Genomic DNA, 21,660 nt, shown 5'->3' on the forward strand with positions numbered 1-21,660 from the left:
CCCATCGCTGTGTTGATCTTGTTGTTCTTCACAGGTTTCATTCTAAAAATAATTAAAAAAAGAATTAAGAGATAGAACTATCTAAACTATGATTTAGCTCTTTCATCGGGTATGTAAATCTTTTAAAGAAAAATATTATTTTTAGATAAGAGAAATCAAATATTTCATTCAGTAGTAGAATAACTATCAACACTTTCAAAAAAAGGTACCATGATTAAAAAGAAAAAAGCTGTTGCATTAATCAATTTCTTTATAGGTATCATAATTATTTGTAATAGTGTCTACTTTTTCTTAGATGATAATGGCATATTTGAAGGAACAAATGTGGGAGTCTTTATTGTAGTTATGACTTCATTAGTAGCTGTATTACTGTGTAGATTTTCTTTAAAGAAATCAATCTAAATATAATGAGGTAACACCAAAATAATAATTTTTGTTCTAGCCATAGTTGGCTTGGTATTAATGTATAATGATATTTTAGATGTAAATTCAGAATCTGATTAATGCTGAAATTTTATCATTTTGCTAATAAATACAAACCTTTTAAATAATTTAGGATTTATATATCAGCTTATGAAATGAAGAAGAACATTAATCGTATAGCATTTATTTTACTTTTAATAATTTCTGTACTGCTAATTTTAGGTTTGGTTGATTTACTTTCATTTGGTAAATATATGATAGCAAGTTTTTACTTTTTGATGGGTATCATATTTATCAGACTATATATTGTAGGTAAGGTAAAGAACTAAAATGTGGAATTTTAACTAACGATAGAATATATTTCTATAGACAAATGGAACCTCTCCTTGTCTAGTTTGAAGACATTCCTGAAGAGCTTTATCATAGAGTGTTTTGAGCTTTGGAGGGTTAAGGACTCTCACATTATACATCCATTGAAAAACCCAGCTCACCAGCTCCCTGTTGATTCCGCAGTGGAAAGTCAGTAAGTAATTCCCATTTAATTTGACAATCTTTTGAGAGTGATGCCAAAAATGATCTTCTATAAAACGCCCAGTTACGGAGGTGAATTCAATTTCAATATCATAAACTTTATCATCAATATTTTTGGTTACACCAAAGCGTTTACTAAGCTCAATATCCAGAAGGCTTTTATATTTTTTATAACCAGTAAATGACTTGCCTAACTTGATCTGGCCCAATTGTCTTATCCCAAAAATTTCGATTTTCTCCTTCTTGGGATTGTACCAGGCTAAATAATAGGAAGCCCTGTGATAAATTATATCAAGAGGAAAGACTGTGAATTGAAAAGAGTCTAAATCTAAATTATCTCCTGTCTCATCGTCTCTAACCAGAAAAACTTCTAATGTGCTTTGTTGGTAGATCGACCTTTCGATTAAGTCAATGGTCTTGGTTTTTGATTTATCAAGATATTGATTTGAAAACCGGGTAGTTAAAATAGTATCCGATAGGGAAAAAGACAACTTGTGATCGGGTGAGGATAAAGTTTTTATATAAAAGTATTTTTTTCCATCTTCAAAATAAGTGTTCAACTCGTCACCCTCTTCAATTATAAAGTGTAATGATTTAAGATCTCTTTGAATTTGACGCTGAGAAACAATAAACTTTTCTTCTTCCAACATATCAAACAATTGACTGGTAGTGAATGCCTTGGATTTAAGGTATGACTTTAAAACTGCTAATCGTTTCAAATAATCGCTCATGTATAGACGTTTTATGTCGTTTCAGGAAATAAATATATGAAAAAAGCCAATTGAATATAAATTTGCACAACAATTAGACATTTACTAGAGCTTCATCCTAATTCTCTGTAAATAAAAACACCTGCTTGAAGGCAGGTGTTTTATTTTTTTATAAAGTTCTAGGCAAAAATATACTAATGAGTGACCTCAAGTGATTTAACTCCTTCCAGCATTTCTTTTACAATCATTTCAAGATCAAAATCATGTTTCCATCCCCAATCTGCTCGAGCATCGGAATCATCAATACTATCTGGCCAGGAATCAGCAATATCTTGTCTAAAATCAGGTTCATAATCAATATGAAAGTCTTGAATATGCTTTTTGATTTCAGTATAAAGATCTTCGGGAGTAAAACTTACACTGGAAAGATTGTATGATGATCTTATTTTTACTGACTCTTCAGGTGCATCCATGATAGAAACGGTAGCATTTATAGCATCATCCATGTACATCATAGGGAGAATAGTGTCTTTTGAGAGAAAAGAAGTATACTTGGTTGACCTCAAAGCTTCATGAAAAATCTCAATAGCATAATCTGTTGTGCCACCACCTGGAGGAGTTTTGTAGCTAATCAACCCAGGATAGCGAATGCTTCTTACATCTACTCCGTAACGCTTGTTGTAATAAGCGCACCAGCGCTCTCCAGCTTGTTTACTGATACCGTAAACGGTAGAAGGCTCCATGATAGTTTGTTGTGGCGTATCGACTTTAGGTGTCGAAGGACCAAAAACCGCAATGCTGGATGGCCAGAATATCTTACCTACCAATTTTTCTTTTCCAAGATTAAGAACGTTGAACAAAGAGGACATATTAAGATCCCAACCTTTCTCAGGGTACTTTTCAGCAGTTCCGCTTAACATAGCTGCCATCATATAAACTGTATCAATCTTGTGCGTAGAAACGACGGTTTTAAAATTCTCATAGTCGGTAGCATCTAAAATTTCAAAGAGTCCACCACTTAACTCTGACGACGTAGGTGTTTTAATATCACTGGCTACCACAGCATCATCGCCATGAATGTCTCTTAAAGCTAAGGTGAGTTCTGAACCTATCTGACCACAGGCACCAACTATCAATATTTTTGAAGGCATAATTTTGAATTTTATGCAAATTTAAGCTTTGATAGACATATTGGAATAAAAATATCGTAATTATGAAAAACTTAATCCTCTAGCTTTTACATTTGAATACAGAAAAATTCAATATGAAAAATAAATCAGTGCTTTGTAAAGTATCAGTTTTAATTTTTTTTGCTGTTGCAGTATCTTGTAATAATCAAAATAAAGACGATAAAGACGATAAAATTGATTCGGAAACCTCAGATGAACTTCAAGAAAAAATCAAACTGGATACCATCCAGCTTGTTAAATTGTCTGACGAAACAAAAAGGGCTACCGAGGATTGGAATAAGTATATTGCTTTAAATTCTGAAATTGAACGTTTTGAAAACTACACTTTATTAGATGTTATCAATAATGCAAGCGCCATAGGAAACGTAGTGGATTCGCTAAACTTTACAGTTCCTAGAGTTTTTGATACTAAAGCCGTGAAAGCTAGAATTGTGACCATCCAGACACATACATTGCTACTGGGTGAAAATTCTAAACGTGTAGAGCCCAACCCATCGCAAATAAAAGATTTGAGTGCAAAAATAAAACTGGATTTCAATAATCTCAACATACAATTAAATGAAGTCTTCATCATAGAAGACAATTCTTTCCAAATCGATTAAAACATCCATATGAAACACCTTCAAACACTTTTAGTTTTACTGTTTTTTTCTAGTATTAGTAATGCACAAACTGAGCAAATCAATACTACAATTGATAGTTGGCACAAAGCGGCAGAAAAGGCGGACTTTGAAACATATTTTGATTTAATGAGTGAAAATGCAGTCTTTGTGGGATCAGATGCAAGTGAAGTTTGGGATATTAAAGAGTTTAAAGTTTTTTCTGAGCCTTATTTTGATGCAGGTAAAGCCTGGACGTTCATACCAGTCAATAGAAATATTTATACCGGGAAAAATGAAAACATCGCCTGGTTTGATGAAGTTTTAAATTCAGAACATATGGGAGTGTGTAGAGGGTCTGGGGTGCTTGTTAAGACTGAGAACGAGAAGTGGAAAATCCAACATTATGTACTTTCGCTTGCTGTACCGAATTCGCTGGTTGATCAACTTGTGGAGCAGAAAGCAAATTTAGACACTGAATATTTGAAGTCTCAACCCTAAATTTTCTTTCAGCATAAAAAGCTGTATTTTTAACCAAAATAAAATTAGAATATTATGAATAAAGTAAAATTAATGTTTGTTGCTAAGCAGCTTCAACATTGCTTTTTTCGTGTCAGGATTCCAATAAGGAAACTGTTGACGAAAGTAGAGGTATTGCCCTACAATACATGGATACCACAGTAAACCCGCAAGATGATTTCTACAGCTACGTCAATGGTGGCTGGATGAAAACAGCGGAAATTCCAGATGATAGGACGTCCTGGGGTGGATTTCAAATCTTGAGAAAATCCACGGACAACGACGTTTTAGAAATTTTGAAAACAGCTGAAGAATCAGGAAAGTACTCAGCAACTTCAGATCAAGGAAAAGCAATTTCAGTCTTCAATTCTATCATGGACACATTGTCTAGAAATGTTGCTGGAGTTGATCCAATCATGGATAAACTAGACCTTATCAATGAAGTAAAGACTAAAAAAGATATTCAAAAACTCTTAGCTGAGTATCCAACAGCTATTTCTGCACCATTTTTTGGTGTGTCGTCCTATTCAGATCCAGATGATAGTGACACAAATGCAGCTTATGTAGGAACAGGAAGCCTTGGTCTACCAGATAGAGATTATTACCTGGATCAGGATGATAAATCCAAAGAGATAAGAGAGCAGTATAAAGAGCATATCGTAAAAATGCTGGCTTATTTTGGCGGATCTAAGGAAGATGCAAAATTTAGAGCAGAAACTATTTTGAAGCTAGAGACTCAATTGGCCGGTCCGAGACTGGATAAGGTAGCTAGAAGAGATTTTAGAAATTTCAATAATCGTTATGCTGTAAATGATCTTAACACGGTTACCAAAAATATTGATCTAAAGGCTTACATGACAGATCTTGGAATCGAAAAATTACCAGATACTGTTTTGGTCATGGAACCAAAATACATGGAAGCTCTGGATTTCATGATTGCAGAAACACCTTTAGAAGATCTTAAAACATTAATGACCTGGTCTACCATTAATTCTGCCGCCAATCAACTCTCTACTGAAGTAGCTACTACCAATTGGGAATTTTATAGCAAAACTCTAAGTGGTGCAAAAGCGCAAAGACCTTTAGATGAAAGAGCCCTTTCTGTGGTTAACGGGAGCATTGGTGAAGCTGTAGGGAAACTCTACGTTGACCAAAAATTCCCGCCAGAGGCTAAAGAAAAAGCTGAAAACATGGTTGGAAATGTGATTACAGCCTTCAAAAACAGAATTCAAAATTTAGAGTGGATGGAGGATGAAACCAAAACTAAGGCTATTGAAAAACTGGATAAATTCACCGTTAAAATTGGTTATCCAGATGAATTTGAAGATTACAGCAACTTAAGTGTGACTCCAGAGAATACATACTACGAAAACATGCAGGCGGTTTCTAAATGGAACTACAAAGATAACCTCAGCAAAATAGGCGAGCCTGTGGATAAAACTGAATGGGGTATGTCTCCACAAACGGTAAATGCGTATTTCAATCCACTATATAACGAAATAGTCTTTCCTGCTGCTATTTTACAGCCTCCATTCTACGATTACAAAGCAGATGCTGCGGTAAATTATGGTGGAATTGGAGCCGTCATCGGTCATGAAATCTCTCATGCTTTTGATGACAGTGGATCAAGATTTGATGCCGATGGAAATTTAAAAAACTGGTGGTCTGATGAAGATCTTGAAAAATTTACAGAGCGTGGAGACGACTTGGCTGAGCTTTACAGTAGTATCGAAGTTTTAGATAGTGTTTACATCAATGGTAAATTTACCCTAGGTGAAAACATAGGTGATCTTGGTGGTGTTTTAGGTGCTTACGACGGATTGATGTTGCATTATGAAAATTAAGAAAAGCCAGGAAAAATCGATGGTTTTACGCCAGAGCAACGCTTCTTTATGTCGTGGGCAACGGTCTGGAGAACCAAGATAAGAGATGAAGCCTTGAGAACTCAGGTGAAAACAGACCCTCACTCGCCTGGGCAATACAGAGCTTATGTGCCATTACAAAACGTGGATGCTTTCTATGAAGCCTTCAACGTAAAAGAAGGAGATAAACTCTATATCGCTCCAGAGGAAAGAGTCAAAATTTGGTAAGTCAAGGTTTAATAACCTGATATCATAACCAAAAAAGCGGTTACAACTAGAGTTGTAACCGCTTTTTTATTGATCGTTTTCAAAAAAACACATCAAATTATTTCTGAAATATTACATTCCAAACGCTAGTTAAAAATTATTTATATTAGATGATTGACTATTCATTTTCAAACTTAAAATTTAAAAATGAGCGACAATTCTTCTAATTCTGAGGCTACCAAGCGCATTGCTGCCATAGACCTGGGCACCAACTCGTTTCATGCCGTTCTTGTAGACATTTATCCAGATGGTAGTTTCCGTACAGTAAATAAGCTTAAAGAAATGGTTGTCCTAGCCGAAAAGGGCCTGGAAGACAGATTAAGCCGCGATGCTATGGATCGTGGATTAGAAGCGCTTAAAAGAATAAAGTTTTTGTGTGACAGCCATCATGTCGAAACTATTCTGGCCTATGCCACCAGTGCTATTCGAGAAGCTGAAAATGGGGGTGATTTTATTAAAGAGGCAAAAAAAGAAACAGGAATTAGGATCCGGGCTATTTCTGGAAAAATGGAGGCCGAATTGATTGGTATAGCCGTTCGACATAGTATTGCTTTAGGAAAAGAAATGGTACTTATGGCGGATATTGGTGGTGGTAGTGTTGAGTTTATCATTGGTAATCATCAAAAGTTTGTCTATTATAATAGTTTGAAACTGGGGGTAGCTCGTATGGCTGCTGCCTTTGTAAATTCAGACCCAATTGAAGAAAAAGAGATTAAAGCCTTGCAAAAGCACTTTAAAGATGAACTTGCTCAAGTATTAAAACTGGCCAAAGAACATCATGTGAAAACCATTATTGGTTCTTCGGGAACTATGGAAAATATGGCGCAAATGGTAGCTTATAAAAACTCCCTTCAAGCCCATATGAGTCTTAATGAACTTGAATTTAGTGCCGGTGATTTTAAAGACTTATATACCAACTTTATCAAATTGGATAAAAAACAACGACTTAATAAAAAAGGTTTAGAAGAAAAAAGAGTTGATATCATTAATCCCGGGATGGTTTTAGTGAATTTCCTTGTAGATAAGCTTCAGCTTGAAACCATCAAAATATCAGAGGCGGCACTCAGGGAAGGGATGATCATGAATTTTATCACTAACAAAAAAGAGCAACTTAATCTGGACCTCGTCGCCAATTTCAAAGATCCACGCCGTAGAAGTGTTTTTGATTTGCTTCGCAAATGCAATTGGGCCGAAGCACATTCCAAGCATGTTGCTGATTTTGCGCTTCAACTGTTTGATGAATTTAAAAAGGAATTAAAATTAGAGGACTCAGACAGAGAACTGTTGGAGTATGCAGCATTAATGCACGATATCGGTTATTATATTTCGTACCGAAAACACCACAAACACGCTCTATATCTTATTCGATATTCAGATTTACTGGGATTCAAGGAGAATGAAATCAATATCATGGCCAATGTAGCCAGATATCATCGAAAATCTACACCACATAAGCGTCATAAGCGATACAGAAAACTAAGCAAATCCAACCGAAAACGTGTTAAAAAATTGTCAGCAATTCTAAGGATTGCCGATGGTTTGGATCGCAGTCATTATCAAAACGTGCAAAAACTGGAAATCGAGCATAAAAATAAAACCATAAACCTGGGTATCACGACCCAGGCAGACCCTGAACTTGAAATCTGGGGCACCCTTCGCAAAGCGGATCTCCTGGAAAAATTAATCGATAAGAAAATAAGGGTTTTTCAGAAGGAGGAAAAAGAAACATAATAAAATAAACAACGGATATTTTATAGCAATCATTGTAATTATAATAGGTTTTGGGTACCAATTTTATAAGAAAAAATCTGATAAAAATTAAAATTAGATTTTAGTGGCATAATGGGCTTTAAATGATGCTATAAGCTACCAATGTAAAGTCCCTGACGGGACAATTCTCTAGATTAATTAGTGTTAATCTAGAGAGCGCTAAGCCCAATTTTTAAATTCTTTACTTTCATCACACCCAACTCCCGTCTTCCTTCAAGGGAAGAGGCTTTATTTGTTTTTCCCTTGAGAAAAACACTCTTAAATCATGATTCAAAACATCCTATTTCAAAAAGTCAACGTCATCAACTTTGAAATATGTAATTTGAGATATGAAATTTAAAGTCCTCTATAGTCCTGTTTTTGTACATCATGATTCTTGTTTCAGTAATCTACTTCCCAATCGTATCTTCAAACAACTCCAAAATTCGTCTATACTCATCCGTCCAGCTACTTGGCTGGGTGAAGCCATGGCCTTCTACTGGGTAGACCGCCATCTCCCAATTCTCTTTTTCCAGTTCTATTAAACGCTGTGACAAACGCACCACATCCTGAAAATGAACATTGGTATCAATCACACCATGAGCTATAAGTAAATCTCCTTCTAATCCCTCAGCGAAGTAAATAGGTGAAGATTGTCTATAAGCTTTTGGATCAAGATGGGGTTCATTTAAAATATTGGAGGTATAGCCATGGTTATAATGTGCCCAATCGGTTACCGAGCGCAAAGCGGCTCCGGCGGCAAAGGTATCGGCCTCGTTAAACATCGCCATCAAGGTGATAAATCCACCATAACTCCCGCCGTAGATGCCTATTTTTTCTGGATTGACACCGTGATTTTCGATCAGATATTTGGCGCCATCAACCTGATCTGATAAATCTTTGCCACCCATGTGACGGTAAATTCCTGTTCGCCAGTCTCTACCGTATCCCGCACTACCTCTGTAGTCGATATCCAAAACCGTGTAACCTAAATCGGTCAACAAATTATGGAACATATATTCTCTAAAGTAACTCGACCACCATTTGTGGGCATTTTGCAGGTAACCGGCACCGTGAACAAAAATCACAGCCGCATTTTTATCTACACTTTCTTTTGGTTTATAAAGTCTAGCGTATGGTTTGGCACCGTCTTCAGCTTCGAATTGGATCAACTCTGGAGTTCTCCAGTCGTAAGCACTGAATGCTTTAGACTGACCCGAAGTCAACCGTTTTGCAGTAGCACTGGCTTTTGTTTTCTTCAGAAATAATTCTTCAGGCGAATTGGAATTAGAAAATAAAATCGCCATGTGCTTTTCATCTGGAGACAAAATCACTGTGTTCTTTCCTTCCATAGAGGTCAACTGAGTTTTAGTGCCACCCATCACAGGCATTTTATAAAAATGACGTTCTCCGGGGTGCACTTCAGAAGAAGAGAAAAACCAGGATTTTTTATCCATTGATAATTGTGGATTAAAAACTTCGAAATTCCCCTTAGTCAATTGTTTTTGTTGGTTGGCTTCAACATCATGCAAGTACAAATGAGAATAGCCTGTAGCTTCAGATTGGTAATAGATATGTTTATCATCTGCCAACCAACCCAAGGTACCACCCCCATAATAATTACTAATACCAGGGCCTGCGATCCAGGCTTCATCATGTTGTCGGTCTAACACTTCAAAGCTACCGTCATTTAAATTCAGAAGGGAAATCCATCGGTCTTTATTGTCCTGAGCTCTCATCGACAGAACTGCTTTTTGATCGTTGGGCGAAAATTTCACTTCAGAAAAGGTAACGGGGCGTTGATTTTCTTCCCAGTCACGGTCTGGATAGTCTTCGGTGTATTTTGGCAATTCAGTAATACCAGGCAGATTTGACGTGTCAATTTTGAATACAGTATCTTTTTGAATATGATATAAATACAAATCCCCCGGAGAATCTTGATCACCCACTTTGCTCCTGGTGTTCAAAGGTTCGGTATACCCTGAAGCGTCCACATAATTGGGAACCATGGTATTATCAGGTGAGTCTGGTGTATAGGTCTGGAAAGTCAAGTAGTTTCCAGTTTCACTGATGTCAAAACTAAACGCTCTTTGCTTATCGAGGTAGAATGTGTAACTCTCATCGTCAAGTAGTTTCCTGTTTTCATCTCTCAATTCAGAGTTTTTTTTCTGGACTCTGACTTCTTCCAAAAGACTCAAGTTTTCGTCTTCCACCCATCGATTTTTCTCAGATTTTTTAGATTCCTTATCGTTGGCACTGCCGGATTCTATGTTGGTTTTCTTCTGAATTTGCCCTTGCTTCACATTATAGATATAAAGGTTGTTGTTACTAATAAAAGCATATTCTGAATCTGATATAAACTTCGGACTCTGAATGCTTTCTCCAAGATCCAAAACTAAAACGGTTCTGTTTTTCTTGACGTCGTGGAGGTACAAATCTCCAGATTTAACAAACAGCTTTTGGGTGCGCTTGTCATTGTAATCGCCATAAGGAGATACTTTCGCTTTTTGTTCTTCCAAACTTACTTTTTCGATGTTTGAAGGATTGGATAATCTAATTTTGTACAACGAATCGGATACGTTTTGCTCCGGATTGTAATCGAAATAAATCGTGTTGGATTGCTCGTTCCATTCCACACTAGATGGAAAAGTGCCCATCCAGTTGGGGTCCTGCATGATTTTCTTGACTGATAGGTCCGATTGTGAGACTGCAGAAATACTGATAAGTAAAGCAATAACTAAAAAGCGTAAGGCTAAGGCCATAGTAATGTGGTTTTGGTAATTAGTCAAATATAAACGATTGAAAATAAAGTTATCTACTGAAATCATGCTAACTTTAAATTCTATTCTTAATACTATGACAAGGTTATTTCATTTAGGTTTAATGCTGGTTTTGATATTGAACACAGCAAACATTCAAGCCCAACATAAAAAAGCCTACACGATTTTCAGTCAGACGGGTGAACCTATTACGTATCAGCAGGTTTTAGACAGTGTTTCCAAAACTGACGTACTTCTGTTTGGTGAGTTTCATAACAATCCCATTTCGCATTGGCTTCAGTTTGAATTGGTTTCAGATTTGAAAACAAATAATATCAATTTGATTCTTGGTGCAGAAATGTTTGAAACCGATACACAAAAAGCTTTAGATCTTTATCTTAGCGATAGTTTATCTGAAAGCAAATTCAGAAAAGAAGCTAGAGTCTGGAGCAATTATACCACAGATTATAAGCCTGTACTGGACTTTGCTAAAGAAACCTCAACACCTTTTATTGCTACCAATATTCCACGACCTTATGCGACTAGCATATATAAAAACGGAGGCTTTTCAGCATTGGATTCACTAGACCAAAACGAATACGATTTTATAGCACCTTTACCCATTCCTTTTGATATTGAACTCGCTTCCTACCAAAACATGCTGGACATGATGGGCGGTCATGGTGGCGAAGATTTGGTAAAGGCTCAGGCCATAAAAGATGCGACCATGGCGCATTTTATTTTGAAAAACCTCAGCCCCAATCAGGTGTTTTTTCACCTTAACGGGAGTTACCACTCCAATGATTTTGAAGGGATTTACTGGTATTTAAAGCAGTATCAAAAAGACATTGACATTCTCACGATCTCTACAGTAGAACAAAAAGATTTGGAAACTTTAGAAGATGAGCATCTCGATAAAGCCAGTTTTATTGTTGTTGTGAATCAAAATATGACGAAAACTTACTAACTTATGAGTAAAACACTTAAAGTCACCTACATACAAACCGAATTGACCTGGGAAAACCCAAAAGCCAACAAAGTGCATTTTGAAGAAAAACTGACGGAGTGCCCAGCGGATACAGACCTCATAATTCTGCCTGAGATGTTTACCACTGGCTTTTCCATGAATGCAGAAGCTAATGCTGAGGAATCTGAAGTCGTTCTGAACTGGATGAGACAGCAGTCCAAAACACATCAGGTGGCCCTCACTGGAAGTGCGATGGTGAAAGACAATGGCAAATATTATAACCGGATGTTTTTTGTAAGTCCTGATGGATCCTATTCAAAATACGATAAAAAACATTTATTCACTTTGGCCAAAGAACACCAAACCTATGAGCCAGGTAATGAACGCTGTATTATAGACTTCAAAGGCTGGAAATTGTGTTTGCAGGTATGTTACGATCTTCGTTTCCCGGTCTGGGCCAGAAATAAGGACGATTATGATGCCTTGATTTACGTTGCCAATTGGCCCAAAAAACGCGTAGCTGCCTGGGATATTTTACTCCAAGCCAGGGCTGTTGAAAATATGAGTTATTGCATTGGCCTCAACATAGTGGGTATTGACGGTAATGATTTTCCTTACGTGGGCCATTCTGGAGCTTACGATGTTCTTGGAAATCGCATGAGTCAACACAATCCTGAAGAGGAAACTATTGAAACAGTGATTTTAGAAAAATCACATATTAACGAACTCAGAGAAAAATTAGGGTTTCTAAGAGATAGAGATGATTTTAGTATAAGCTAATAGTCAACACTTCATCCCAATTTGCTCTTATATTAACAAGTCTACTCTCATAAAGTACGGGTTCTGCTTTGCGGCCTTCCAAAAAATCACCTGTATCCCACCTGCCATTCGCATTAAGGTCATAAATCATTCTAATATAGTAGTCTCCTGGCTTTACCAAGCTGAAGTTGACTGTGGAATTTTCGGTTTCGTATACCGAAGATTCCACTTTCCCTTTTTCATCGACAAGTTCTACGATAATGGGAAACTCATTGACATTGGAAATAGTTAAAGTCAGATTGCCAAATTCTGAATTAGCTTTTGTGCTGTAAGTATAATTTAGGCTATCATTTTGAGTGTTATAAAAATCAGTGATGGCACCTGGAAGAAGATCAATTTTATAAGATTGAGAACCTTCTTTTTCAAATTTAAATATCAAATGATTATAGAGTGTATCGATCCTCAAGTCAAATTCTACTGGAATAGAATCTTTATTCATCATACGAATGGAGTCTTTTTCGAATCTCGAAAAAGGGGTATTCGCCTTCAATTTAAAATTAGTAAGAAGTTTGTTTTTGTCTGATTTTACCTCAGATATCTTTAGAGAATCTTCCTCTATTTGCTTAGGTCGTATTTCCAGCGTATCAGTTCTTCCCTGGTTACTAAAAGCAAAAAGCAAACTGTCTCTTTCTAAATAAGGTTTGTACCAATAATGAATAGTGTCTGTTTTTTCATCTTTAAAATACTTTGCTTCAAAAGGCTCCTCTGTTTCAGATATCAAGTCAATTTTATAATCTTCTAATCTTCCTTGAAAGCCAAATTCAAAATGTTGTTTTGAAATTTGCTTTGGTCGAAATCCTTTAAAATCTTGCTCTTCTTTAAATACCAAAATATCATAGAGCTGATTGGTTGGAATTTTCACGGTATCTTCTACAAAACCGATTTTATCCTGAGCGGGGTCAAATTTGTAATTGCCATTTTTATCTGAAACGGCAACCATTTTATAATTGCCTGGTTTCAAATTCTCGAGGCTGAAGAGCGACGTAGAATCTCTTACAAAAGAGATATACCGCGGAATTTTATCATATACCACTGAATCTGAATAGGTGGAATCTAGCGGGTAAAGCATGACAGAAATATTTTCATCTGAAACTCTGTTGTAGGCGTCAAAAACATTCCCTTCCACTTGAAGGGAGTCCACGTGATTTCCAGTAGAGATTACATATTTAAAATAAGGAAGTGTGTTTCCTTCGTTATTGTCTTTAATGCTGGTACCGAAGTTGACTGTATAAGTAGTGTTGTCTTCCAGAGAATCTCTTGGAATTTGAATTCTCACGTACCTACTGGCCGGACCAAGTGGATAAATATTTGGTCTGGGCTCTATAGGTGGAGAAAAGATGATTTGTTGACGTGGATTATCTAATTTGATGTATTCATTAAAATTGATAATAATCTCCTTTTTTTTATAATTGGTTGAGTAATTTTCTGGATCGGAACTCACAACTTTAGGAGGATCTTTGTCAACAGGACCCCCATCTGGTCGGCCTCGCTGAGCACAAGAAGAAATCAGGATTGCTAAAACAGGAACAGATAAAATTTTGAAAAAATGAATTTTCATAGTTAGAAATAAGTTTGTGCAAAGAAACAACAAAATATAGATTTTACTATTTGCTTACCGCTATTGTTGCAATGTTGAGACTATCTACTCCAGCATCCTTTAGGGCTAGATAACATGCTTCCAAAGTTGCACCTGTAGTGACCAGATCATCTACCAGTAAAATGGTTTTCCCAGCCAGGATAGCTTGTTTTTCAACATAAAAATGATTGGTCACCACTTCAGTTCTGGCCAGTCTGTTTTTGAAAACTTGTGTCTTGGAATTGGATCTTTTTTTCAAGATCGTATCATTATATACCGCTGAAAGCTTTTCAGCAATCGCTTTCCCAAAGCCTTCTACCTGGTTGTAACCTCTTTCTCTAAAACGCTGTTTATGCAGTGGCACAGGCAAAACAACATCTATTTTAATCTTCCATTGGCTGGCAACCAACAATTCACCGAGCCATTCTCCAAGATGATAGCTCAGTTCCTCATTCCCTTTATATTTTAAATCGTGAATCAGGTTTTGAACAATTCCTTTCTTTTCAAAATAGAATAAACTTGCTGCTTGATTAACGAGTACACGGCCGTAAAGAATCTTATGCAAGTCGTGATCACCATCAAAAAAGTTGGGATACAGCGGTAATTCATTTCTGCAAAATGTACAGATCAACTTTTCATCCTTTAGTAAAGCCGTTTCACAACAAGCACAGAGTTTGGGAAACAAAAAGTTTTTGAAATCCTGAAGCATCTTATAATAAATTGGTTACATGAAAGTTAGGGAAAAAATCAAATAAATGGAGTTAAATTATGCATTAAAGAGATAAAGCTGATAATGAAGAATATTTATCGCCGAACCTACTAATTGAAGCCTTGTTTTTTTACTTTTGCGTCATGGCACAAGAACAAGATAAATTCAAAAAAGTAATATCCCACGCTAAAGAGTATGGGTATATTTTTTCTTCAAGCGAAATCTATGATGGGTTGAGCGCAGTTTACGATTACGGGCAAAATGGTGTTGAATTGAAAAACAACATCAAAGCCTATTGGTGGAAAAGCATGGTTCAACTTCACGAAGAGATTGTAGGCTTAGATGCTGCCATCCTAATGCACCCAAATACCTGGAAAGCTTCCGGTCACGTGGATGCCTTTAACGATCCTATGATCGACAACAAGGATTCTAAAAAAAGATACAGGGCCGATGTTCTGGTTGAAGATTATGTAGAAAAAATTGAACAAAAAGCTCAAAAAGAAATTGCTAAAGCTAAAAAGCGCTTTGGAGATAAATTTGACGAGCAGGAATTTGTCACTACACATCCTAGAGTGGTTAAGTACAGAGCCCAGTCCAAAGAAATCCTGACACGTTTGGCAAAATCATTAACCGATGAAGATCTAGACGACGTCAAAGCACTCATAAAAGAGCTTGAGATTGCGTGTCCTGTGAGTGGTTCCAGAGACTGGACCAATGTGAAACAATTCAACCTGATGTTTGGTACCAAGCTTGGTGCTTCGGCTGAATCTGCTTCAGATCTATACTTAAGACCAGAAACTGCCCAAGGAATTTTTGTGAATTTCTCCAACGTACAGAAAACTGGCAGAATGAAAATTCCTTTCGGGATCGCACAAATCGGAAAGGCCTTCAGAAATGAAATTGTGGCCAGACAATTCATCTTCCGTCAGCGTGAATTTGAGCAAATGGAAATGCAATATTTTGTGCGTCCGGGCGACGAGCTCAAATGGTTTGAACATTGGAAAGAAATCAGGTCCAAATGGCATAAATCTCTGGGTCTTGGCGAAGAAAATTACAGATTTCATGACCACGAAAAAATGGCGCATTATGCCAATGCTGCTACAGATATTGAGTTTAATTTTCCTTTTGGCTTTAAAGAATTGGAAGGTATTCATTCCAGAACAGACTTTGACTTGAAAGCTCATGAAAATCTGTCTGGTAAAAAATTACAATTTTATGATCCAGAGCTAGGAAAAAATTATGTGCCTTACGTCATTGAAACTTCAGTAGGACTAGACAGGATGTTTTTGGCAGTATTTTCTAGCGCTCTGCAAGAGGAAACTCTTGAGGATGGAAGCACAAGAACAGTACTAAAAATACCTTCAGTGATTGCGCCTGTAAAAGCTGCTGTATTTCCACTTATCAAGAAAGATGGATTGCCAGAAATCGCACAGGAGATCCTGAAAGATTTACAATGGGACTTTAATGTAGTGTACGACGAGAAAGATGCCGTTGGAAGACGTTACAGAAGGCAAGATGCTGCCGGGACACCATTTTGTATTACAGTAGATCATGACACCAAGGAAGATAACTCTGTCACCATACGCTACAGGGACACCATGGAACAGAAGCGTGTCCCAATATCTGAAGTAAAATCAATTATTCAACAGAATATTGATTTTAAAACCTGGCTAGATATTTAAAAATTTATGATTTTTTTGATATCAACATAATGATAATTAATTATTAACCGTGCTTTAACAGCAAAAACACTGATAAAGCATTAGTTTTGTGTTAAACATTAAAAAATATCTAAAAATGGCAAATAACACAGGTAATACAATTTTAGCACTATTAACAGGAACAGCTGTTGGTGTAGGTTTAGGATTGTTATACGCTCCTCAAAGCGGTGAAAAAACAAGAAAACAACTTAGAGATGAGTCAGATCATTTACAAGATAACTTGAATAAAAAGTATAAAGAGACTTCATCACAACTAAGTGAATATGCAGCTGAAGCTAAAAAAAATATTGAGGAAAAATTAGAAAAAACTTTTTCTTCAGTAAATAACAAGGCTGATGATATGCTTGCAAAGCTTGAAGGCGAATTAGGGGAACTTAAAAAGAAAAATGCTGACCTTCAGAAAGAATTGAAAAAGAAATAATTCAACTAATTATTCTTTATGAAGAATTCAATCGGAAATCATTTTGAAAATCTTTCACAAGATACTAAAGATGCGATAGATAATTCTATAAAATACTACAAGTTAGACCTCCTTAAAAAAACTGCTTTAAGTTTGATTATTGGAGGTCAATTTGTTCTTAAGATTGGTATTCTTGTCTTAGTATTATTTTTTGTGTCCATTGGTCTTTCTTTTTTGATAGGTAATAAATTGGGAACGGTTTCTTACGGCTTTTTTGTTGTAGGAGGTTTTTATCTATTTATTCTTATCATCATCAGTTTATTTGGAAAAAAACTACTGGAGAAGCCTGTTTTTAATCTTCTGAATAAGATTTTATATTTAAATGACGATTTGAAAGATGATAATTCATGAAAAAATATAATTCATTTAAAGAAATCGATCAAGATTTGAAACTCTTGAAAGTTCAGGCTGAAATAAGTAAGCAGAAAGTCAATATTGATTTGGTTTACATTAAGCGAGCATTTTCATTCACCAATATATTTGCAGAGCTAGTGTCCTATTTTGGACAAAAAGCTATTTATGCACGAATAGGTACTCAAATTTTAAGGAAATTTGGATTATAGCTATCGATATAATTAAAACTAAAAAGGCCTGTAGTGAAAATTACAGGCCTTTCTAGTTATAGATTACTTAGGTCTATTTTCTTTCTTTCGAATCATCCTTTGCTTTTTGCTCTTTTCGCTCATTTTGCTTTTTCATTTCTTCTCCTATTTGGCTTGAAGCAGTAAAAGAAGCGATCATATCGTTCAGCATATTGCTTCCTGCTTCTGGAGCATTGGGTAATAAAATCAGATTTGAATTGGATTGGCTACCCACCGACTGTAATGTATCATAATGCTGAGTAACAACGATCAAAGCTGACGCTTCCTGTGAATTGATACCAACATTGTTAAGAACCTCTACACTTTCCTCCAGACCTCTGGCAATCTCTCTACGCTGATCGGCAATACCCTGACCTTGCAGACGCTTGCTTTCGGCTTCAGCTCTGGCAACAGCTACGATTTTAATTCGTTCTGCTTCACCTTCAAACTCGGCAGCTACTTTTTCGCGTTCTGAGGCGTTAATTCTATTCATGGAATCCTTCACCTTCTCGTCAGGATCAATGTCCGTCACGAGTGTTCTAATGATATCATATCCATAATCGAGCATAGCATCATTAAGTTCTGTTTTCACGGCGTTGGCAATATCATCTTTACGTTCAAAAACATCATCCAGCTTCATCTTAGGAACTTCAGCACGGACAACGTCAAATACATAAGAGGTTATCTGAGCACTTGGGCTTTCCAGCTTGTAAAATGCATCATAGATTTTAGATCGTGTGACCTGGTATTGAACCGAAACTTTTAAATGGACAAACACATCGTCCTTGGTTTTGGTTTCAACATTGACATCCAGCTGCTGAATTTTCAAATTGATTCTTCCGGCAATTTTATCGACTATTGGAATTTTAAAATGCAAGCCTGAATTCCTTAAAACTTGAAAACGTCCAAAGCGTTCCACAAGCGCAGCAGTTTGTTGTTTTACCGTGAAAATGCCGCTTATAATGATGAAGAAAACAATCACCACTACAAAAATACTTAGTATTGATCCCATATTAAATAATTAGATTATTCAATAAAAATAGAACTTTAAGTCTAGTAATAGTGTTTATTAACTTAAAAATTTATGACAATTCTTCAATGGCAAAATTTAGTCTGGAAATGGTTTCAACTTTACCAATTGATGTAGCAATATGAAAAGCATCCGGGCCTTGCATAGCGCCAACCAGCGATAAGCGTAAAGGTTGCATAATTTTTCCAAAACCAAGATCCTGAGTGTTGATCCAATCTTTGACTTCCGACTGAACATTGCTTTGAGAAAAATCCTCGATACTTTCAAGTTTACCTATTAAGGCACGCATCCATTCCTGAGAATCTTTTTTCCAGGCCTTTTTTGCAGATTTAGGATCAAATTCCGTAGGCGCTTTAAAATAGAAAGATGACAATTCCCAAAATTCTGAAACAAAGGTCGCACGCTCTCTTATGGTTTTGACAACCTCTTCCACATAGGATTTATCGGCTTTAACCCCTTTCTCTTCTAAGATAGGCATAAACTGATCAACCAATTCTCCTACAGGTCTTTCTTGTAGATAATGGTGTTGAAACCATTCCGTTTTCTCGGGATCAAATTTAGCCCCGGATTTGTGCACCCGTGTTAATTCAAACTTTTGAGTCATCTCTTCTAATGAGAAAAATTCCTGATCAGTTCCATCATTCCAGCCAAGAAGGGCTAACATGTTAGTCAAGGTTTCCGGGAGGTAGCCTTCTTCGCGATAACCAGCGGAAACATTACCAGTTTCCGGATCCTTCCATTCTATTGGAAACACAGGAAATCCAAGTTGATCGCCATCACGTTTGCTCAATTTTCCTTTTCCGCTAGGTTTAAGAATAAGCGGCAAGTGAGCAAATTTTGGTACGTCCCATCCAAAGGCTTCATATAAAGACACATGAAGTGGAAGAGAAGGCAACCATTCTTCACCTCTGATCACGTGGGTGATTCTCATCAAATGATCATCCACGATATTGGCCAGGTGATAAGTCGGCATTCCGTCGCTTTTGAAAAGTATCTTGTCATCCAGAACTTCAGTATCGACTTCAATGTAACCTCTTATCTCATCGTGAAATTCCAAGGTTTTACGTGCTTCGGTTTTAAAACGAATCACATAATCTTCATTTTTATCTAATTTTTCTTTTAGCTCTTCAGAAGAAAGGCCAAGAGAATTATTCAAAGAATCTCTGTTTTTTGGACCATAACTGAATTTTGTACCGTCTTTTTCAGCTTCTTTTCGCTTAATATCTAGCTCCTCTGCTGTATCAAACGCATAGTAAGCACGGCCATTGTCAATCAGTTTGTCGACATATTCTTCATAAATATCCTTACGCTGGCTTTGTTTGTATGGACCACAATCTCCAGGTTTCTCCGGACCTTCATCGTAAGAAATATTACACCAGGCCAAGCTTTCTTTAATATACTCTTCAGCACCTTCTACAAATCTATTTTGGTCTGTATCTTCAATTCTTAACAAGAAATCACCTTTGTGTTTTTTGGCAAACAAGTAATTATACAAAGCCGTTCTTAGACCACCGATGTGTAATGGGCCTGTTGGGCTAGGTGCAAATCTTACTCTTACTTTCGTATCCATTGTCTGTTTTTTCGCAAAGATAAAATATATTGCTGTTCATCACTATGCAAATCCAGGTTAAGGTCGATTGAAAACCAGGAGCCAAAAGAAATTAAATAAAAAGGTATATTTAGTTATCAGAAACCGAAGGCTTCTGTTTCAAATAAAACCTATGGAAACTAACAAACCCATACTGAATTTACTGCTCCTTACGGCAATAGCGCTTTTCACCACTTTTGAAACTTCCGCTCAGGTAGAATTTGAGCTAAAACCGTCCCAAAGCATGTCCATCACTGGGAAAGGTCCAGGGCAGGATGCCGCTAAAAATCCTTATGAAGGAGAAGACTGCTTTGTTTTGGTGGAAAACATCGGAAAAGTCACTTTTAAGGTAAGAACCCAGCAAACAGGGCAGAAGGATCTTAAATCCACACCTGTAGCTCCTGGAAAAACTGAAACTATCCAGCTACCAAAAAACTATGAGTTGTATCTTGACACCACTGCCGAGGGAAAAGCTTTGGCTAGGCTAAGTTTTAAAAAACAGTAGAGTAGCTTAAAAACTGATTACCGGAATTGTCGATTTAACAATTGGAATTGAGAACCAGCCCAAAATTGGACAAATTGAATTTAGCTTACAACATTGAAAACAAGAATTTAGATATTTATAAGTTATAAAATAGTTTATTGGATAAACTATGAATTTAAGGGTATTGAAATAACGAATGTCTTTGAAACAGGACAAGATCAGCGAAAAAATAATTAAAACGAAATAAAATACGAATGCCAACATATTATAGCCGAAAACTTCTTAGAGCAATATTCATAGTTTTAGGTATACCTAAAAACTTGAAACATAACTTATGATAGTAAATATCATCAAGAATAAATATTCAGTAATAAACCTCTTCAACTCATGATTACCAAATGAAATCCCTTGTATTATTTCTTGTAATTATCACGCTTTGTTTATCAATAAATGTTTCTTCTCAAACAACAGCTTATGAAGACGGCTTTGTAATTTTGAAAAGCGGAGATTCCCTTTTCGGCCAGGTCAAGGATAGATCTGCCGAACCCTTTGGTCAACTCTATAAAAAAATAAAATTAAAAGTAGAAGGGAGATGGTTTCCTAAAAGATACCATCCTTCAGATCTCAAGGCCTATCAAAAAGGGACTACTTATTTTGAGAGTGTTTGGTTTAAAGAAGACGCTCAGTTTTTCAACATCACATATCGCTCCATTGATGAAGTAGGTGATGAGGTGTTTATGAAGGTAATTCTTTCAGGAACACTTACCTATTATCAGTTGGAATGGAGAAATCCAGATTCCGGGTATTATCTGTATACTCCTTTTCTTAAAAAAGAAAACAAGGACCATTTTGTTCGTGTTACCAAAGGAGTCTTTGGTTTAAGGCGTAAAGATATTGCGAATTATTTAGCTGATGATCCTAAACTTGCTAAGCAAATCTTATCTGGTGAAAAGCTATCTGCTCTTCAAATCACAGAGCTTTATAATCAGGCTGCAGATAAAAATTAGATTCCTATTAGCTTCCTTTTAAACAAAGCCTTTAGTAGGAGTTAAAAAATTAGCAAGTCTTTAGAAATAAGCAGGTTAATTAATACCTTAGCAGGTCTTAGTAAAGCCA

The 21,660-nt window shown here is 36.4% G+C and carries 18 protein-coding genes and 1 pseudogene; 12 read left to right on the plus strand and 7 right to left on the minus strand.

The window, feature by feature from the left end; all coding sequences use genetic code 11:
- Positions 1 to 767: 767 nt before the first annotated feature.
- Positions 768 to 1,685 (minus strand): WYL domain-containing protein, encoded by a 918-nt coding sequence (locus tag LB452_RS06090; protein ID WP_224460845.1) that lies wholly within the window; start codon positions 1,683 to 1,685, stop codon positions 768 to 770.
- A gap of 173 nt (positions 1,686 to 1,858) precedes the next feature.
- Positions 1,859 to 2,815, minus strand: coding sequence for an NAD-dependent epimerase/dehydratase family protein (locus LB452_RS06095; protein ID WP_224460846.1), 957 nt, complete (start codon positions 2,813 to 2,815; stop codon positions 1,859 to 1,861).
- 113 nt (positions 2,816 to 2,928) lie between these two features.
- On the opposite strand from LB452_RS06095, the gene LB452_RS06100 reads away from it, so the two are divergent.
- From LB452_RS06100 to LB452_RS06115, 4 genes and pseudogenes are all read left to right on the plus strand, one after another.
- Positions 2,929 to 3,456 (plus strand): hypothetical protein, encoded by a 528-nt coding sequence (locus tag LB452_RS06100; protein ID WP_224460847.1) that lies wholly within the window; start codon positions 2,929 to 2,931, stop codon positions 3,454 to 3,456.
- A gap of 9 nt (positions 3,457 to 3,465) precedes the next feature.
- Positions 3,466 to 3,954, plus strand: coding sequence for a nuclear transport factor 2 family protein (locus LB452_RS06105; RefSeq protein ID WP_224460848.1), 489 nt, complete (start codon positions 3,466 to 3,468; stop codon positions 3,952 to 3,954).
- Between the two features lie 98 nt (positions 3,955 to 4,052).
- Positions 4,053 to 6,062 (plus strand): annotated as a pseudogene (locus tag LB452_RS06110) (M13 family metallopeptidase).
- 186 nt (positions 6,063 to 6,248) lie between these two features.
- On the plus strand, positions 6,249 to 7,832 hold the full coding sequence (locus LB452_RS06115; RefSeq protein ID WP_224460849.1) for a Ppx/GppA phosphatase family protein: 1,584 nt from the start codon (positions 6,249 to 6,251) through the stop codon (positions 7,830 to 7,832).
- A gap of 428 nt (positions 7,833 to 8,260) precedes the next feature.
- Here LB452_RS06115 and LB452_RS06120 read toward each other — a convergent pair whose 3' ends face one another.
- Positions 8,261 to 10,612 carry a S9 family peptidase gene (locus tag LB452_RS06120; RefSeq protein WP_224460850.1) on the minus strand — a complete coding sequence of 784 codons (2,352 nt, stop codon included), beginning with the start codon at positions 10,610 to 10,612 and terminating at the stop codon, positions 8,261 to 8,263.
- Positions 10,613 to 10,649: 37 nt separating this feature from the next.
- Here LB452_RS06120 and LB452_RS06125 point away from each other — a divergent pair, with 37 nt between their 5' ends.
- Complete coding sequence (locus LB452_RS06125) at positions 10,650 to 11,576, plus strand: ChaN family lipoprotein (RefSeq protein ID WP_322966086.1); 927 nt, start codon at positions 10,650 to 10,652, stop codon at positions 11,574 to 11,576.
- Between the two features lie 3 nt (positions 11,577 to 11,579).
- On the plus strand, positions 11,580 to 12,356 hold the full coding sequence (locus LB452_RS06130) for an amidohydrolase (protein ID WP_224460851.1): 777 nt from the start codon (positions 11,580 to 11,582) through the stop codon (positions 12,354 to 12,356).
- On the opposite strand, the gene LB452_RS06135 is transcribed toward LB452_RS06130, so the two are convergent.
- A complete protein-coding gene (locus LB452_RS06135) occupies positions 12,343 to 13,953 on the minus strand; it encodes an Ig-like domain-containing protein (protein ID WP_224460852.1) in 1,611 nt (536 codons plus the stop codon). The genes LB452_RS06130 and LB452_RS06135 overlap by 14 nt on opposite strands.
- 46 nt (positions 13,954 to 13,999) lie before the next feature.
- A complete protein-coding gene (locus tag LB452_RS06140; protein ID WP_224460853.1) occupies positions 14,000 to 14,680 on the minus strand; it encodes a ComF family protein in 681 nt (226 codons plus the stop codon).
- Between the two features lie 143 nt (positions 14,681 to 14,823).
- On the opposite strand from LB452_RS06140, the gene LB452_RS06145 reads away from it, so the two are divergent.
- The 4 genes from LB452_RS06145 (at position 14,824) to LB452_RS06160 (ending at position 17,424) form a co-directional block, all read left to right on the plus strand.
- On the plus strand, positions 14,824 to 16,362 hold the full coding sequence (locus tag LB452_RS06145; RefSeq protein ID WP_224460854.1) for a glycine--tRNA ligase: 1,539 nt from the start codon (positions 14,824 to 14,826) through the stop codon (positions 16,360 to 16,362).
- Between the two features lie 115 nt (positions 16,363 to 16,477).
- On the plus strand, positions 16,478 to 16,822 hold the full coding sequence (locus LB452_RS06150) for a YtxH domain-containing protein (RefSeq protein WP_224460855.1): 345 nt from the start codon (positions 16,478 to 16,480) through the stop codon (positions 16,820 to 16,822).
- 18 nt (positions 16,823 to 16,840) lie between these two features.
- Positions 16,841 to 17,212: a hypothetical protein gene (locus LB452_RS06155; protein ID WP_224460856.1), complete on the plus strand. Its 372-nt coding sequence runs from the start codon at positions 16,841 to 16,843 to the stop codon at positions 17,210 to 17,212.
- Complete coding sequence (locus LB452_RS06160; protein ID WP_224460857.1) at positions 17,209 to 17,424, plus strand: DUF6327 family protein; 216 nt, start codon at positions 17,209 to 17,211, stop codon at positions 17,422 to 17,424. Before LB452_RS06155 ends, LB452_RS06160 begins: the two co-directional genes overlap by 4 nt.
- Positions 17,425 to 17,497: 73 nt before the next feature.
- Here the strand turns inward: LB452_RS06160 and LB452_RS06165 are convergent, their stop codons facing one another.
- Both LB452_RS06165 and gltX read right to left on the minus strand, forming a co-directional pair.
- Complete coding sequence (locus LB452_RS06165; protein ID WP_224460858.1) at positions 17,498 to 18,454, minus strand: SPFH domain-containing protein; 957 nt, start codon at positions 18,452 to 18,454, stop codon at positions 17,498 to 17,500.
- 70 nt (positions 18,455 to 18,524) lie between these two features.
- A complete protein-coding gene (gene gltX, locus LB452_RS06170; RefSeq protein ID WP_224460859.1) occupies positions 18,525 to 20,042 on the minus strand; it encodes a glutamate--tRNA ligase in 1,518 nt (505 codons plus the stop codon).
- A 151-nt stretch (positions 20,043 to 20,193) separates the two neighbouring features.
- On the opposite strand from gltX, the gene LB452_RS06175 reads away from it, so the two are divergent.
- Together LB452_RS06175 and LB452_RS06180 are read left to right on the plus strand one after the other, a co-directional pair.
- Positions 20,194 to 20,565, plus strand: coding sequence for a hypothetical protein (locus LB452_RS06175; protein ID WP_224460860.1), 372 nt, complete (start codon positions 20,194 to 20,196; stop codon positions 20,563 to 20,565).
- 377 nt (positions 20,566 to 20,942) lie between these two features.
- Positions 20,943 to 21,551, plus strand: a complete 609-nt coding sequence (locus LB452_RS06180; protein WP_224460861.1) for a hypothetical protein — start codon at positions 20,943 to 20,945, stop codon at positions 21,549 to 21,551.
- Positions 21,552 to 21,660: the final 109 nt, after the last annotated feature.

The sequence above is a fragment of the Psychroflexus longus genome, assembly GCF_020164595.1.
In the GTDB taxonomy this organism is placed as follows: domain Bacteria; phylum Bacteroidota; class Bacteroidia; order Flavobacteriales; family Flavobacteriaceae; genus Psychroflexus; species Psychroflexus longus.

Coding starts and splice junctions, on each gene's coding strand:
- LB452_RS06090 (WP_224460845.1), bottom strand. CDS start 1,685: ATGAGCGATTATTTGAAACGATTAGCAGTTTTAAAGTCATACCTTAAA.
- LB452_RS06095 (WP_224460846.1), bottom strand. CDS start 2,815: ATGCCTTCAAAAATATTGATAGTTGGTGCCTGTGGTCAGATAGGTTCA.
- LB452_RS06100 (WP_224460847.1), top strand. CDS start 2,929: ATGAAAAATAAATCAGTGCTTTGTAAAGTATCAGTTTTAATTTTTTTT.
- LB452_RS06105 (WP_224460848.1), top strand. CDS start 3,466: ATGAAACACCTTCAAACACTTTTAGTTTTACTGTTTTTTTCTAGTATT.
- LB452_RS06115 (WP_224460849.1), top strand. CDS start 6,249: ATGAGCGACAATTCTTCTAATTCTGAGGCTACCAAGCGCATTGCTGCC.
- LB452_RS06120 (WP_224460850.1), bottom strand. CDS start 10,612: ATGGCCTTAGCCTTACGCTTTTTAGTTATTGCTTTACTTATCAGTATT.
- LB452_RS06130 (WP_224460851.1), top strand. CDS start 11,580: ATGAGTAAAACACTTAAAGTCACCTACATACAAACCGAATTGACCTGG.
- LB452_RS06135 (WP_224460852.1), bottom strand. CDS start 13,953: ATGAAAATTCATTTTTTCAAAATTTTATCTGTTCCTGTTTTAGCAATC.
- LB452_RS06140 (WP_224460853.1), bottom strand. CDS start 14,680: ATGCTTCAGGATTTCAAAAACTTTTTGTTTCCCAAACTCTGTGCTTGT.
- LB452_RS06145 (WP_224460854.1), top strand. CDS start 14,824: ATGGCACAAGAACAAGATAAATTCAAAAAAGTAATATCCCACGCTAAA.
- LB452_RS06150 (WP_224460855.1), top strand. CDS start 16,478: ATGGCAAATAACACAGGTAATACAATTTTAGCACTATTAACAGGAACA.
- LB452_RS06155 (WP_224460856.1), top strand. CDS start 16,841: ATGAAGAATTCAATCGGAAATCATTTTGAAAATCTTTCACAAGATACT.
- LB452_RS06160 (WP_224460857.1), top strand. CDS start 17,209: ATGAAAAAATATAATTCATTTAAAGAAATCGATCAAGATTTGAAACTC.
- LB452_RS06165 (WP_224460858.1), bottom strand. CDS start 18,454: ATGGGATCAATACTAAGTATTTTTGTAGTGGTGATTGTTTTCTTCATC.
- gltX (WP_224460859.1), bottom strand. CDS start 20,042: ATGGATACGAAAGTAAGAGTAAGATTTGCACCTAGCCCAACAGGCCCA.
- LB452_RS06175 (WP_224460860.1), top strand. CDS start 20,194: ATGGAAACTAACAAACCCATACTGAATTTACTGCTCCTTACGGCAATA.
- LB452_RS06180 (WP_224460861.1), top strand. CDS start 20,943: ATGAAATCCCTTGTATTATTTCTTGTAATTATCACGCTTTGTTTATCA.